Source organism: Actinoplanes sp. TBRC 11911, assembly GCF_012933445.1.
Lineage (GTDB): Bacteria > Actinomycetota > Actinomycetes > Mycobacteriales > Micromonosporaceae > Actinoplanes.
Genome location: NZ_JABBNC010000010.1, coordinates 231,751 through 245,685, shown reverse-complemented (window position 1 = coordinate 245,685; position 13,935 = coordinate 231,751). Strand labels below are relative to the sequence as shown.

The 13,935-nt window shown below is 68.0% G+C and carries 14 protein-coding genes; 6 read left to right on the top strand and 8 right to left on the bottom strand.

Features of this window, described 5'->3' with window-relative positions; genetic code table 11:
• From HH310_RS17185 to HH310_RS17175, 3 genes are all read right to left on the bottom strand, one after another.
• Positions 1-491: IucA/IucC family protein (locus tag HH310_RS17185; RefSeq protein WP_248294066.1), on the bottom strand; the 491-nt coding region annotated here is incomplete at its 3' end.
• A gap of 176 nt (positions 492-667) precedes the next feature.
• The gene (locus HH310_RS17180) at positions 668-1,615 is read right to left on the bottom strand and encodes an AraC family transcriptional regulator (RefSeq protein WP_169176555.1); all 948 of its coding nucleotides are present in this window, start codon (positions 1,613-1,615) and stop codon (positions 668-670) included.
• A gap of 81 nt (positions 1,616-1,696) precedes the next feature.
• Entirely contained in the window at positions 1,697-2,419 is a 723-nt protein-coding gene (locus HH310_RS17175; protein ID WP_169176554.1) for an alpha/beta fold hydrolase, read from the bottom strand.
• 278 nt (positions 2,420-2,697) lie between these two features.
• Here HH310_RS17175 and HH310_RS17165 point away from each other — a divergent pair, with 278 nt between their 5' ends.
• Positions 2,698-3,516 (top strand): LysR family transcriptional regulator, encoded by an 819-nt coding sequence (locus HH310_RS17165; RefSeq protein WP_169176552.1) that lies wholly within the window; start codon positions 2,698-2,700, stop codon positions 3,514-3,516.
• A gap of 18 nt (positions 3,517-3,534) precedes the next feature.
• On the opposite strand, the gene HH310_RS17160 is transcribed toward HH310_RS17165, so the two are convergent.
• Positions 3,535-4,332, bottom strand: a complete 798-nt coding sequence (locus HH310_RS17160; protein ID WP_282438481.1) for a maleylpyruvate isomerase family mycothiol-dependent enzyme — start codon at positions 4,330-4,332, stop codon at positions 3,535-3,537.
• Positions 4,333-4,438: 106 nt separating this feature from the next.
• Here HH310_RS17160 and HH310_RS17155 point away from each other — a divergent pair, with 106 nt between their 5' ends.
• Both HH310_RS17155 and HH310_RS17150 read left to right on the top strand, forming a co-directional pair.
• Complete coding sequence (locus HH310_RS17155; protein WP_169176550.1) at positions 4,439-5,977, top strand: AMP-binding protein; 1,539 nt, start codon at positions 4,439-4,441, stop codon at positions 5,975-5,977.
• A gap of 74 nt (positions 5,978-6,051) precedes the next feature.
• Positions 6,052-7,950: a Na+/H+ antiporter NhaA gene (locus HH310_RS17150; RefSeq protein ID WP_169176549.1), complete on the top strand. Its 1,899-nt coding sequence runs from the start codon at positions 6,052-6,054 to the stop codon at positions 7,948-7,950.
• A gap of 7 nt (positions 7,951-7,957) precedes the next feature.
• Here the strand turns inward: HH310_RS17150 and map are convergent, their stop codons facing one another.
• Positions 7,958-8,776 (bottom strand): type I methionyl aminopeptidase, encoded by an 819-nt coding sequence (gene map / locus HH310_RS17145; protein WP_169176548.1) that lies wholly within the window; start codon positions 8,774-8,776, stop codon positions 7,958-7,960.
• A gap of 104 nt (positions 8,777-8,880) precedes the next feature.
• On the opposite strand from map, the gene HH310_RS17140 reads away from it, so the two are divergent.
• On the top strand, positions 8,881-9,147 hold the full coding sequence (locus HH310_RS17140; RefSeq protein WP_169176547.1) for a helix-turn-helix domain-containing protein: 267 nt from the start codon (positions 8,881-8,883) through the stop codon (positions 9,145-9,147).
• 517 nt (positions 9,148-9,664) lie between these two features.
• Here HH310_RS17140 and HH310_RS17135 read toward each other — a convergent pair.
• Together HH310_RS17135 and HH310_RS17130 are read right to left on the bottom strand one after the other, a co-directional pair.
• Positions 9,665-10,453: an MBL fold metallo-hydrolase gene (locus tag HH310_RS17135; protein WP_169176546.1), complete on the bottom strand. Its 789-nt coding sequence runs from the start codon at positions 10,451-10,453 to the stop codon at positions 9,665-9,667.
• Positions 10,454-10,459: 6 nt separating this feature from the next.
• Positions 10,460-11,044, bottom strand: coding sequence for a dihydrofolate reductase family protein (locus HH310_RS17130; protein WP_169176545.1), 585 nt, complete (start codon positions 11,042-11,044; stop codon positions 10,460-10,462).
• Positions 11,045-11,118: 74 nt separating this feature from the next.
• Here HH310_RS17130 and HH310_RS17125 point away from each other — a divergent pair, with 74 nt between their 5' ends.
• A complete protein-coding gene (locus tag HH310_RS17125; RefSeq protein ID WP_169176544.1) occupies positions 11,119-11,649 on the top strand; it encodes a helix-turn-helix domain-containing protein in 531 nt (176 codons plus the stop codon).
• Between the two features lie 14 nt (positions 11,650-11,663).
• Here the strand turns inward: HH310_RS17125 and HH310_RS17120 are convergent, their stop codons facing one another.
• Entirely contained in the window at positions 11,664-12,593 is a 930-nt protein-coding gene (locus tag HH310_RS17120; RefSeq protein WP_169176543.1) for a sensor histidine kinase, read from the bottom strand.
• A gap of 237 nt (positions 12,594-12,830) precedes the next feature.
• Here HH310_RS17120 and HH310_RS17115 point away from each other — a divergent pair, with 237 nt between their 5' ends.
• Positions 12,831-13,931 (top strand): hypothetical protein, encoded by a 1,101-nt coding sequence (locus HH310_RS17115; RefSeq protein ID WP_169176542.1) that lies wholly within the window; start codon positions 12,831-12,833, stop codon positions 13,929-13,931.
• Positions 13,932-13,935: the final 4 nt, after the last annotated feature.

Below are 13,935 nucleotides of genomic sequence, written 5' to 3'. Positions count from 1 at the left end.
TGCACGGCGACGAAGCCGAGCTTTGTCGTCTCGGTTTCGAGGTCGTAGGCCAGGACGTCTTCGGTGGACCAGCCCAATCTCGTACGTCCGCAGGGGTGCAGGTTGTGCCCGGCGACCGCGAGCCGTTCCAGGCCGATCGCTTGCCAGTCCGGACCGGCGCCGACCGGGGCGAGCGGCCGGGCCATCGCGATCGCTATGTTCGTCATCGCGTCGTGCAGCTCGGCGGCGAACCCGGGGGCGTCGATGCCGCTCTCGCCGAGCAGCTCGACCGGGTCACCGGCGCCCGACGACGGGTATTCGACCCGGCCGAAACCGTGCCGCACGCCCGGGCCCATGTCCCGGATACCCTCGCGGGTCAGCGCGCCGCGCAGCTTGCGCCCGACCGCCTCGGCGGCGGCCGGCAGCGACGCCAGGAAACCGGGCACCAGGTGCGGGGCTCGCGCGGCCAGGGTGGCCTCCGCCAGGCCGGCGAGGGACAGACCGGACGTCATGCTGTCGTCGAAGGGTCGTCGAGGTCCTGGTAGAAGATCTCGGTACCGTCGTTGCTGATGATCGTGGGCATTTCACTCGTCTTATCGATGGTGTTTTCGCAGGAGAGCAACCGCGGCTGCGGCGCTTGAGGACGGGCCCGGCAGCAAGGCTGATCGGATGACTGGAGCCGGCGAGCCTATGAGGCGGGCGTCAGCTTTTTACCGGGCAATCTGAGGGCATCGTGCCGCCACCCATCCGGCGTCGTCCCGAATTCCTGGTAGAAGGCACGGTGAAATGTCCGGGCGTTGGCGAATCCCGTCATCGCCGCGACACGCCCGATCGAAAGTCCGATGTGCCGGGGGTCCACCAATATGTTGCGAGCCGCCAGGAGTCGCTGGGTGCGAATGTACACCCCGGGCGTCATATCGACGCTTTCGAATAGCGAGTAAAGGTGCCGCACCGAGATATGGTGCAGCCGGGCCAGTCGCTCGACAGCGAGCGGTTCGTGGACGTGCGCACGCACGTAGGCCATCATCGCGGGCAGGAGCACCGGAGCTGAGCCGTCGGGCGCGGCGGTCGCCGGACCGCGTAATGCCATGACTAACAGGTCGATCGCCGCGTGCCCGGCATCGGCTTGCTGCACCGCGGTCAGGTCCGAGGCGGAGCTGCCCAGTTGATCGAGATAGCGGACGAGCAGGTTCGTCGCCGGGGAATGGGCTCGTAGTCCCGGCACGCCATCGCCGATGTCCCGTGCGCCCGGTGGAAGCAAGTCGCGCGAGAATTTGATCATCTGAATTTCAGCGTTACTTCCGGTGACCATTTCCCACGCGTTGCGAGCCTGGTGCATTGCGACGTCTCCGACCGTCATCGCAGTGAGTCTTCCGTCTTGGCGTACCCGGAAGTTCCCGGCTATTCCGACAGCGAGCCCCATCATTTCGTTGCCGGTGGCTTTGGCGGCGAGGCGCGCGGTCCGGACGATGCGAAGTGCCCCCGTCGTCGTCAGCCGCATCAACTTCACCGACTCGCTCAACCCTTGTTCCGCGCCTTGTACGCGGCAGTCCTGACCCGCGCGGACGAGAGTCGGCATGAAGCATTCGCGGGCAAGCCGATCCATTTCGTCGGCGGATAGATAGTTAGTTCCCACAACCGTCGAACGCTTTCGCGGCGGTGTAATTCACGGCAGAGTGCGTGACCGTAGCCACGCTCTTTCTGGTGTTATGCCGAGTCATGACCGGAAGAACGTCAGCAGATCGGCGTTGATGGTCGCATGCTGCGTGGTGGGCACGTGCCGGTGGCCAGGATAGGTCTTCAGGATGCCGTGATGGAGCAATTCGGCGGACAGCGGCGCCGAGTTCGGCCATCTCGTGGCCTGGTCGTCGTCGCCGTGCATGATCATCACCGGCACGGTGATCTTCTTGAGATCCTCGGAGAAATCGGTTTGCGAGAAGGCCACCATGCCCAGGTACGCGGCGTTGGCGGCACCCATCATGCTTTGGCGCCACCAGTTGCGGATCAACGCCTCGTAGGGTGCGTTCTTGGATGGGCTGCCCACGGTGGTGCCGGTCAGCACCATCGGTGCGGGGACGGCGGACATGATGGCGGCCTTGGCGACGCGGGATTCGCCGTGCCGCCCGAGGTAGCGGATGACCTCGCCGCCGCCGGTGGAGTGTCCGACGTGGATGGCGTCGTGCAGGTCGAGGCGGGCGGTGACGGCGGCCAGGTCGTCGGCGTAGTGGTCCATGTCGTGCCCGTCGGCGGCCGGTGCGGAGCGGCCGTGACCGCGGCGGTCGTGCGCGATGACGCGGTAGCCGTGTTCGACGAAGAAGAGCATCTGGTTGTCCCAGTCGTCGGACGACAGCGGCCAGCCGTGGCTGAACACGACGGGCTGTCCGGATCCCCAGTCCTTGTAGAAGATCTCGGTACCGTCGTTGCTGATGATCGTGGGCATTCTCTTTCTTCTTTCCCGACCGCGCGATTGGATCTCCATGCGCACGATCTTCCATTCATGGGTGATCAGGGCGCGGGAATGGCCGGTATGTGACCTCGGCCACCGCGTCATTCGCGGAAAGGGCTGCCACCCCTGCTTCATCCCGGCGATCAACCGCCCGGACGTAACGTGCCAGCACTTCGGCTACGGCTCGTTCCTCGCTTGTCACCCGGCCAATGGTCGCCGCCGGGCGGAGTCTCAGCCATGACGTTGTCGTTATCAATCGTTACGCTCGAGGCATGGATCAGCTGGAGACCCGCGACTTGAAATACTTCGTGGTATTGGCCGAGGAGTTGCATTTCGGGCGGGCTGCCGAGCGGCTCCTGATCGCACAGCCGATCCTGTCCCGCACGATCGGCCGGCTGGAGCGCCGGCTCGGGGTGATTCTGTTCGACCGGACCAGTCGGCGGGTGACTCTCACCACAGCGGGCGAGGTGCTACTGGCCGAGGCCAGAACGACGTTGCGAGCGCTGGAGCGAGCGGTGCAACGCACTCAGGCGGCCGATAGTCGTCTGCTTCGGCTGGCCGCCACCCCGGGCGGCGGTTCCGGTGCGTTACGTGGGTTGCTCGCCGCTCATGAAGGCCAAGTCGATATGCATTTCGTACGGGATCCGCTCGCCGCCGTGCGCGCCGGTCTGGCTGACGTTGCCATCGCTTGTGACAGCGACAGTCTGCACGGCCTTGCCACGCTGCCCGTCATGGCGGAGGAGCCGGTCGCTCTGATTCCCGCTAACCATCCGCTCGCGGGCTCCAGCCAGGTAACCATGGCACAACTCCGCCGGCAGCCCACCTATGCCGAGTCCTGCCCGCCGGTGAGCTTGGATCACATCGTCGACCTCGTGGCGCTGGACCGGCTGATCGTGGTGGTCGGAGCCAGCGCGGCCGACCGGATCGGCGCCGATGTCGTCAGCGTTCCGGTCGTCGATCTGCCGCCGACCACGATGGTTCTGGCGTGGCCCGAGGATTCCACTGATCGCGAGATCGCAGCACTCGTCGGCACCGCCTCGGCGACGCATCTCGCCCACCACCTTGACGTTCCCGATCGGTCGACAGCGTAGTTGCCGGCGGTGGTCTGGTCAGTAAGGCGTACGGTCCAGCCAGGCATCGAGCACGGCCGGGTCGCCGGTGATCTCGACATGGGACTGCGAGACCGGGACACGGCGGCCGATCATGAGCATCAGGTCGAGGGCGGGACCGCGGACGATCGTGGCACCGAAGTCGTGATCGCCGCTGAACGCCACGCCGTCGCCGTTACGGACGAGGGACCAGGCCCGACCCTCCAGACCAAGATCCGTCAGTTCCAGGCGCAGCGACTTTCCCTCGTCGAGCGGGGTAGGAAACAGCAGCGGACCCTCGAACGTGGGGTACGTCGCGCCGGCCCGCGCCACGAACAACTCCAGGGCCTCGGCTATGTTGTCGGCGGCGAGCGAAGGCGTCAGGTGGAAGTGCGAGCCGAGTGAGATCGCGGCGTCGGCTTGGTGCATGAGCGAATCGTTCAGCAGCCGCCTCATCCACCAACGAGCCGGGCGGATCCCGATGAAGGTCATGACCTCGGTGTCCGGGCCGACCTGCTGCACGGCGTCGACCACCGCCTGTTGCGATCCGGGAAGCCAATCCGACAGGGTGGCGGCCGAATAATCCGACGGTGCGCTGTCCGGGACGGCATCCCAAGCGACCAGGGCTGGATCCGGCTGGATGATGATCTGGGCAGCCCACCGGTTCAGATGACCCACGTGTTCGATGAGGTCCTCGAGCGACCAGCCTGGGCAGGTGGGGACCGCTCGGGTCATGTCTTGGTGGGCTACCCGCGCGACAAGGTTGTCAATGGAATTCGCAAATGTAGTGGCGTAGCCGTCGAGCGTTTGATTCGTCATGTTCGATCCTCACGTCATGGCATCGATGGCGGCAGAAATACATGGCAATACCGCTTTGGCGCTCCGCAACACAACCAGTTCCAAGCCCCGGGTGCGATGACATTTCTTGCACGAAGGTCGCATATTCTGCTCGCCGTCTGAGCGCGGAGACTCCTCCTGCCCGGCGCTCTGGGATCTTCAGCAGGAATTGAGATATGTCGTGCAGAGAGTTTCCGCGCGGCCGGAGCCTGGCACGGTTTATTGGTCAACGGGGTGCGTGCTCGATGCGACGAGGCGATATCGATTTACGAAGGTTCGTGCCCGTGATGCCGACATCGCTCGTCATCGAGAGACGGGTGCCTGGCGTTCGGGCAGCATCCTCACCGACCTGTGGGACTGGCGGGACCGGACACCGAATGCGACGGCGGTCGTAGCGTATTGCTCGGATGGACGAAGGGTGCAGTTGTCCTACCGCGAGTATGCCGACCGGGTGGATCGGTTCGCCGCTGCCTTCGTCGAACTGGGTGCCCGATTCGGCTCGGTCGTTGCCGTGCAGCTGCCGGAATGGTGGCAGGCCGGCGCGTTGGTGCTGGCGGCGATCCGCGCCGGCGCCGTGGTGACGCCGATCAGCGTGACGCTCGGAGCCCGGGACACCGAGCGCATCCTGCGCCGGGTGGGCGCGTCGATGTATATCGGGCCCGGCACCTGGGACGGCACCGATTACCCCGCCCGCATCGCCGAGTCGGCGACGAGGTTGCCGATGCTGCGGCATCGCATCGTGGTGGGCTCACCGACGCGGCCACCGGAGATCAACTTCGCCCACTATTTCGAGCGCGAGGACTGGCGGCGCCGGCATGCGGCGACACTGGCCGGGCGAGTTGTCGACCCGGACCGTGCCGCGATCGTCGCGTTCACTACCGGCAACGACAGAGGAGCCGTCCACTCGCTCAATACGATTTACGGGGATAACGCCGAGATTGTGCGCACGCTCGGACTCGGACCCGGCGATCGCATCCACACCCCGCACACGGCCATGCACAAAGCCGGGTTCTCGGTCACCATCGGGTATCCGCTCCTGGCGGGCGCCTGCAACGTGCTCGTCGAAGGGTGGACTCCCGCGGCGGGGGCCGCGGCCGTGACCGCCGAGGGCGTCACCCACGTGGTCGGGGTACCGATGTACTTGACCGCGTTGTTCGGCGCCCTGCGCAATCGAGGGGGCGATGTTTCTACGCTGCGGGTCGTGGTGTCGTTCGGCGCTGCCGTCACCCCGCAACTTGTCACGGCCACGGCAGTCCACCTGGGCGTACCGCTGCTTGCCTTGTTTTCGACGACTGAAGCGGGTGGCATCCACACGCGGCCCGACGATCCGGCCGACTGGAGCCTGAACAGCGTCGGCCGTCCGGCTCGGGGCACCGAGTTCGAGCTGCGTTCGGAGGAGCCGATCAGCGAGGCGGCACCGGGGCGGCTCCTGCTTCGCGGCGCTGCGGTGTGCCTCGCCACGCTGGATACGACGACGACAACCCCGGTCGGCGAATGGTTCGACACGGGTGACCTTGCGGTTCCGGATGGCCGTTCCGGCGTCAGGTTGGTGGAACGAGCGACCGGCCCCAACCGGAGGTGTGGGACGGCGGGCACCCTCCGCGCACGGTGGCCGACGTGGTTGTAGATCTGGCAGGAAATGACACCTGAATGCAGAAGATGTCGTTGCGCGTGCCGAAACTTCTGAACAAATAATTCGACATGCCGGTCAGCGTCAGAACTCCATTACCGATTGTCCGGGAATCCCGGGTAACCACGCCTGTGCGTGGTTTTCTCGTTACCCAGGCAGGGAGCGCTGCCGTGCTTGTCGCCGCCATCGTCGTCGCTCTCACCTGGACGAACTTCGGCGGCGAATCGTATGAGCGTTTCTGGCACACCGACCTGTCGATCCTGCTGGGTGACGTTCGAATCGGACTCACCCTTCAGCAATGGGTTAACAGCGGATTGATGACGCTGTTCTTCTTGGTGGTGGGGCTGGAGGCGCGGCGCGAGTTCGATCTTGGTGACCTGCGGGACCGGCGCCGGTTCGCTCTGCCGGCCGCTGCCGGGGTCGCGGGAATGGTCGTTCCGGTCGGCATCTTCCTGGCAATCAACCACGGCGGGCCGGGGCTGACCGGATGGGGCGTGGCGATGTCGACCGACACCGCTCTGGCTCTGGGCCTGCTCGCGCTCGTGGGGCGGCGGGTGCCGGATCAGACGCGACTGTTCCTGGTCACGGTGTCGGTGGTCGACGACGTGGTGGGGTTGATCGTGACCGCCGTGGCGTACACGGGAAACGCAAGGGTGATGCCGCTGGTCGTCGCGCTCTTGCTGTTCGCGTTGACGTTCGTGATGAGGCGGGCCGGGGTGAACAACGGTTACGCGTTCGTGGCGGTCGGTGTCGCGATCTGGTTCGCGATACTGCGAAGTGGCGTCGACCCGGTGGTGTCCGGGCTCGCGCTCGGGCTGACCACGGCTGCCTACACGCCGATGCGCGGGGCACTCGAGCGGGCGACCGACGTGTTCCGGTCGTTCCGCGAGCAACCGACTCCCGAGCTGGCACGATTCGCGAGGATGAGCCTGGTGCGGTCACTCTCGCCCAACGACCGGCTGCAACGTATCTACACCGGATGGACAAGCTATTTGATCGTCCCGCTGTTCGGTCTGGCCAACGCCGGTATCGCCATCAACGTGGACTTCCTCCGACGTGCGGTGACCTCGCCGATCACCATCGGCGTGTTCGTGGCGTACGTCGTGGGCAAACCGATCGCCGTGGCGGGCGTCTCGACGCTGATCGAGAAGCTGAGCCATGGGCGGATCCGGGCCGCGGTCGGATGGGCGTCCGTACTGGGCAGCGGGACCATCGCGGGCATGGGGTTCACGGTGTCGTTCCTGATCGCGAACCACGCCTTCCGCGGGACAGCGCTCGACGAGGCGAAGCTGGGAGTGCTGGCCGCGATCGTCGCGTCGGCGTTGATCACCTGGGTGGTGTTCCGGGTGGCACTGACGTTGGCGCCGGCGCACAGCGCGGTGGCTCTCCTCGGCGACGCGGTCCAGCTCACCGACCTGATCCCGGCGGTCGACGACGACCGTGACCACACCCGCGGGCCCGCCGACGCCTCGGTGACGATCGTGGAGTACGGGGACTTCCAGTGCAAGTTCTGCGGGAGAGCCGCACCCGCCGTGGGGGAGCTGCAGGCCGACGCCGATCTCCGGGTGGTCTGGCGGCATCTGCCACTGACCGACGTGCACCCGCAGGCACAGATGGCCGCCCAGGCCGCCGAGGCGGCAGCCGTACAGGGGAAATTCTGGCAGATGCACGACCTTCTGCTGCGGCATCAGGCACATCTGCGCGTGACGGATCTCGTACGGTACGCCGCGATGATCGGCCTGGACACCGACAAATTCCACGATGACATGCTGGGCGCGACCGTCGCCGCCCGCGTCGCGCACGACGTGGACTCCGCCGACCTCAGCGGCGTCGCCGGCACCCCCACCTTCTTCATCAACGGGCGTCGCCACTACGGCGAGTACGACGTTGCCACCCTGCAACAAGAGATCCGAGTGGCCCGCAAACGCGCGAGCATCGTCGCGTCCCACGCGATCAAAGAGCGAAAGTAGGCCCGTATCAGGAAGCGGTCGCGGGCTTCCGCCCAGATTCGGCCGTCGCCGCGCCGTGCGCCGGGCGGCGGGTCAGCACCTGCGGGCCCTGTTCGGTGATGGCGACGGTGTGCTCCGAGTGGGCGGTGCGCGAGCCGTCGGCCGACCGGATCGTCCAGCCGTCCGGGTCGTACCGGATCTTGTCGGTGGTGCGGCACAGCCACGGCTCGATCGCGATGGTCAAACCCGGGTCGAGCCGCATGCCGCGATGCGGGCGGCCGTCGTTCGGGACGTGCGGGGCCTCGTGCATGGTGCGCCCGATGCCGTGCCCCCCGAACTCGTTGTTCACCCCGTACCCGTACGAGTGCGCAACCTCGCCGATCGCCGCCGAGACGTCACCGAGCCGGCCACCGGCCTGCGCTGCCCTGATTCCGGCCTCGAGAGCGACCTGCGTGGCCTCGATCAGCTTGACGTCCTCCGGGTCGGGGGTGCCGACGATGACCGAGAGCGCCGAGTCCGCGGCCCAGCCGTCGACGGTGGCCGCCATGTCGATGCTGAGCAGGTCACCATCGCCGAGAACGTAGTCGTGCGGCAGCCCGTGCAGCACCGCGTCGTTGACCGAGAGGCACAGCACGTTGCGGAACGGCCCACGCCCGAACGAGGGGGAGTAGTCCCAGTAGCAGGACTCGGCGCCGCGCTCTTTGATCCGCCGGCGGGCGAGGTGTTCGAGGTCCATCAGGTTGACCCCGACCGCGGCGGCACCGCCCAGCTCGGCGAGCAGCTCGCCGACGAACTGCCCGGTCACCGCCATCCGGCCGATCTCCTGGGCGGACTTGAGCTCGATCACGACGCTTCTCCCTCTGTTGCCTGCGTCTTTCTGCCTGGTATTTTAATACCGGCATTTTTATACCACGCCACGTCGAGCATGCTCCGAAGGGATATCCTGCTGCCATGGTTCGCCAACCGCTCACCGCCGAACAGATCGCCGCGGGCCAGCGCCTCGGGGTCGCCTTGCGGGCCGCGCGGGCCGGCCGCAGCCTCGTCGAGGTGGCGTTGGCAGCCGGCATCTCACCCGAGACGCTCCGCAAGATCGAGGCCGGCCGCCTGCCCGCGCCGGCGTTCGGCTCGGTCGTCTGCCTGAGCCAGGCCCTGGACGTCCCGCTGAGTGACCTGGCCGACGTCTGGCTCACCGACACCCCTGTTCGCCAGGCATCTTAAGACCTTATTTCCCCCGTACGCCGGTGCACCGTACCGTCACCGACTCCAGCGCCACCGGCGCGGCGCGAGCCCGCACGGCTTGAAGTGCGCGGCAGCGGCTGGGGCGACGGCGTTTATCCCACCTGGATTAGCTACGACGCCGTGGCCCGCTTCGTCATGGACATGCTGTTCCCGGCAGCCGACAACGATTGACGCCCGGTAGACAGTATCGGTGCACGAGCCCGATGATCAGAGACCTTTCACGTCAGAGTTGTCAGCGCCGGTCGACTTGCTGCCATGCCATCTGGCCGTGTCGCGATCCAACGGCCATGTGGGCGTAAGTCCCCAAGGTCTCGGCGAAATCCAGGATGTGACCGGGATCGCCGCATGGTGGGATGGGCGCGGCGCGCGTCTCGCCAGGCACGCTGCGCGTCGACCCGCGGTGGCTTGCCGTCGGCGTCGCGGCCGCCGGGCTGGTCGGTGAGATGCTGGCGGTGACCCTCAGCCGGTCCGGCGGCGCTTTCCGGGTCGTGTCGCCTTACCCGGCGAGGCGTTGCAACTGTCCTGTGTGTACGTCGGCCACCCACTCCCAGCCGGGTCTGGCTGACGGGCCGACCCGTGGGTCACTGGGGTCCTCGCTGTCGCGCAAGGCGTGTACGTAGGCGCGGTCCCGGTCGATCCGGGCGCGCGCCTCGTCGGCTCGGCCGACCGACCCGTGGCCCGGGACGAGGACGTCGGCGCCGGCTGCCGCGCTTTCGAGCAGGCGCAGCCCGGTGAGGTAGTCGTCGATCGGGTCCGGGGTGCCGTTCAGGTTGAGCATCGGGATCAGGACGTCGGAGAGCATGTCGCCGGCGACGAGGACGCCGCGGTCCTGGATCAGCAGGGCCGCGTGGCCCGGGGCGTGCGCCTGATGCTCGATGACCCGGATCTCCGGGCCGTCCCACGGAAGGCGCGCGGCGTCGTCGGGCAGGCCGGTGATGAGGCCGAGCAGGTCCAGGTTCACCTGTTCGGGGATGCCGAACTTGCGCGCGTCGATCCCGTCCGACAGGCGGGCCCGGACGGTCGCGGCGGCGCGCGCGGTGCCGTAGCGGGGTGCGGCGCCGAGCGCGGCGTGCCAGAGCAGGTGGTCCCAGTGCGGGTGGGTCGAGAAGCCCGCGACCACGGTCTGCCCCTGATCCGACAGGTCGTTCGCCAGGCAGAGCATCTCGTCCTCGTGCACACCGGCGTCGATCAGCAGTACGCCGGCGGCACCTCGCACGACGACGGCGTTGCTCTGGCAGAACTCGCTCTCGTGGATCAGCACACCGTCGGCGACCTGCGTCAGCATGAGGCTCTACTCCTTCGTGTTCCGGATGGCGTAGCGGTGCAACGTGACGCCCTCGTCGAACGATCGCTGTTCGAGCAGGTCGAGGTCGATCGGCATGTCGTAGTCGTCGAACAGCGGGCGGCCGAAGCCGAGGATCGACGGATGGGTCCAGAGCATCAGCTCGTCGAGCAGGTCGGCCCGGAGAAGCTGTGTCGCGAGTGCGGCGCCGTTCACGCTGATGATGCCGTCGGTCGTGGCGCGCAGGGCGGCGAGTTGCTCGATCGCGTCGCCGCCGCCGATGATCCGGGTGTGGTGGTCGGCGCTGCGGCGGGTGCGGGAGACGAGCACCTTGGGCTTGGCGGTCCAGATCTCGGCATACTCGCGCATGTAGTGGGGCAGCGACGCGTCGCCGCGCGCCCGCGGCCAGTATTCCTCCATGGTCTCGTAGTAGACCCGGCCCTGGATCATGAGCGCGAGATCCCGCGTCCGCTCGTTGGCCGCGCGGTGCATGTCCTCGTTGATGCGCAGCCACTCGCCGGCGCCGTTGTCGCCGGGGACCTGTTCGATGCGCAGGTCGACTGACACGTTCATCGAATAAACGAAGCGGCCCATCCTCGCTCCATCCGGATAGTGGTTGCGTTCTGCAACCACTATATTGAGGGCGTACCGGCTGTCAAGGAGGAAGCGTGGAACCACGGTCCGGGTCGCCGATCAACGCCGCCGTCGAGGTTCTCGGGGACCGGTGGTCGCTGCTCGTGCTGCGCGACGTCATCTTCGGCGACCGCCGCTACTTCCGGGCGCTGCTCACCGGGTCGGCCGAGGGCATCGCGTCGAACATCCTCGCCGACCGTCTGGTGCGGCTGGTCGAGGCCGGGATCCTCACCCGCGGGACGGCGGCGCGGGGTCAGCGCGCCCGCTACAGCCTGACCGAGGCCGGCATCCAGACGTTGCCGATCATCTACGCCCTGGGGAACTGGGGCCTCGACTGGCGCCCCGGCAGTGCCGAGCTCCGCGGCCGGCAGCGGTTGATGCGCGACGCGGGGCCGGCGTTCCTCGCGGAAATCATGGACGAGCTTCGCGTACGCCACCTCGGCGCCCCGCCGCGGCCGCACGACGGTCTCGGCCCGTTCGAGCGTCTCGACGCCGCGCCCGCCGAGCCGGAAGCAACGCCCGGCGAGGACGGCGCCGAGCCGGAAGCGACGCGCGGCGAGGGATGACGGCGGGCCGGCAGTCAGGGGGTGAAGCGGAACCGCACCCGGGTGGTGCCGTCGCGGCGGTCGGTGGCCATCCAGTCGCTGAGCTGGTGGGCCAGCCAGAGGCCGACGCCGTGCTCGACCGACTGGGCCGGCGGCCGGTATCCGACGAGCGGATCGGCGAGGCCGTCGCCGTGGTCGGTCACCTCGCAGGTGATCGCGGTCGGTTCGATCCAGACGCTCAGGTGACGCTCGGCGCGGCCGTGGATGACGCTGTTGACGGCGATCTCGGTGACCGCCAGCAGCAGGTCGTCGATCGCGGGCCGCGGCCAGCCCAGGCCCTCCGCGACGGCCTGCACCACGTAGCGGGCGCGGCGTGCCCCCATCGGAACGTCCAGGCTCATCGTGACCAGGGGCGCCCGCGAGATCGGCGGGAGCGGCTCGGCCAGCGTGCGCAGCAGGTCGGCGGGTTGCTGGTACGACTCGGACGGTCCGCGCCGGTCGGCCGTCACGACGGGGTGGGTGCGCCGCGCGTCCGCGATGATGCGTCCGGGCAGGCGCCGGGTGTCGTACGGGCAGATGATCCAGGCGGGTGCCGTGGCGAAGATGTCGTTGACCGCGGACTCGTACCGGACCCAGCTGTCGTGCCTGGTGCGGGAGCCGAAGGCCACCTCGCCGATGATGCGGATCGACTCGTGGCCCCGCGCGCGCACGGAGGTGAGCAGGTCGGTCCATCCGGCGATGGTGGTTGCGGGGCGGACGTACCAGGTGTCGCGGTCGATGAAGGTCACGCGGTCCGCGTCGTCGCCCAGGCCGCGCCGGAGCAGGTTGGTGTTGTGTTTGGCCACGGCCGCGACCACGGCCTCTCCGTCGCGCAGCCCGTCGGTGAGGAAGGGCACCAGCGCCGCGACGAAATCTTCGTCGTCGTCGTAGACGAAGGCTTCATGGATGAGCGTCGCCCGACTCATCGCGGCCCTCGCGCTTCGGAGGCGACACCGAGATGGTCGTGCGGGGACGGACTCGTCACCCCGTCAGCGGACACGACCTCACCTTGACTGCCATGCGTTGCTCGGCTCCTTCCTCGCCTGCGGGCATCGTATGGCGCAACGGACATCAACAGCCGCCCCCGGCCGCCAATCGCCCGATCGGGTGGCCGCGCCGTCCTATACTTCCGGCCCTCAACACGCCGGTGCTCGGGGGAGCCGATGACGGAATTCTTTGTGGACGCGCGGGGCCTGACCGGCCTCCACCACCAGGTGATACGCGCCGGACAGGACGCCGAGCAGGTCGCCGGCTACGCCCGGAAACACGGTGACCTCACGATGACGGCCGAGGGCTACCTCATGATCATGCTGGGGCCGCACGCCATCGCGTACGCGAGCATGATCAAGGCCGTGCAACGCCTGGCGGATCTGGCGCAAGAGGCCGCGGCGCAGGTGGACGCCGCCCGGCGGGACTACGCGCGCACGGATCAGGTGGTGGCCGCCCGGCTGGACGCCGGATATGCCGGCGCCGAAGATCCAGGCTTGCTGTACGGGATCATCGCGACCGGCCGTCGTGATCTGTGGCCGGCGCCTTCCCGGGCCGCGTTCGCCGACGTCGCCGAGCCGCTCGCGGAGCTGCACCCTCCCGGGTACGCCACCGACGTCGCGATGTGGTCGATCAACCCGCTCGCCGACCTGATCAGCCCGTCGGCGTGGCTGCGGCAGGTGAGCGTCTGGGTGTTCGGCCACGACCCGTTCGGGGGGTGGGCGAAGCAGTTCAGCGGGGACTGGAACGCGTACGTACGCTGCGCGGTCGCCTGGGCGACGATCGGCGCGGCGTGCGAGGCGATCGGCCGCAACCTGACCGCCGGGGCCGCGGACGTGGCCGTCGTGTGGCGCGGCAACGCGGCCGAGGGGGAGCAGGAATACCAGCTCGCGCTGGGTGCGGCCGCGACGGGCCTGGGCGGCGCGTGCATCCGGTACCACGAGCTCTACCTGCGTGCCGCGGGCGCGACGAAGGACCTGTACGAGGTGGTCAGCGGGCTGATGAGCCGGCTCATCGACATACTGATAGTCGTCAACGCGGCGGGGGCGGTCGGCACCGCCACGATCGAGACCGGGGTCGGGCCGGTGCTCGGCTACAGCGTGGCGTTGTTCTATGTCTGGCAGGCGTGCAAGCTGTACGAAGAGATCTCCGGCTTCTTCGGTACCGCCGACACCCTCATCACGGCCCTGGCCGGCAGCGTCGACGCGGTGCGGGCCAAGCTCGCCGTCGACGAGCTGCCGCGGACGCGGCCCTATCGTCATCCCGCCGGATACTGAGCGC

Bases quoted from the DNA above. Each gene is read 5' to 3' on its own strand.
- HH310_RS17175 (WP_169176554.1), bottom strand. From the start codon at position 2,419: ATGCCCACGATCATCAGCAACGACGGTACCGAGATCTTCTACAAGGAC.
- HH310_RS17165 (WP_169176552.1), top strand. From the start codon at position 2,698: ATGGATCAGCTGGAGACCCGCGACTTGAAATACTTCGTGGTATTGGCC.
- HH310_RS17160 (WP_282438481.1), bottom strand. From the start codon at position 4,332: ATGACGAATCAAACGCTCGACGGCTACGCCACTACATTTGCGAATTCC.
- HH310_RS17150 (WP_169176549.1), top strand. From the start codon at position 6,052: ATGCCGGTCAGCGTCAGAACTCCATTACCGATTGTCCGGGAATCCCGG.
- HH310_RS17140 (WP_169176547.1), top strand. From the start codon at position 8,881: ATGGTTCGCCAACCGCTCACCGCCGAACAGATCGCCGCGGGCCAGCGC.
- HH310_RS17135 (WP_169176546.1), bottom strand. From the start codon at position 10,453: ATGCTGACGCAGGTCGCCGACGGTGTGCTGATCCACGAGAGCGAGTTC.
- HH310_RS17130 (WP_169176545.1), bottom strand. From the start codon at position 11,044: ATGGGCCGCTTCGTTTATTCGATGAACGTGTCAGTCGACCTGCGCATC.
- HH310_RS17120 (WP_169176543.1), bottom strand. From the start codon at position 12,593: ATGAGTCGGGCGACGCTCATCCATGAAGCCTTCGTCTACGACGACGAC.
- HH310_RS17115 (WP_169176542.1), top strand. From the start codon at position 12,831: ATGACGGAATTCTTTGTGGACGCGCGGGGCCTGACCGGCCTCCACCAC.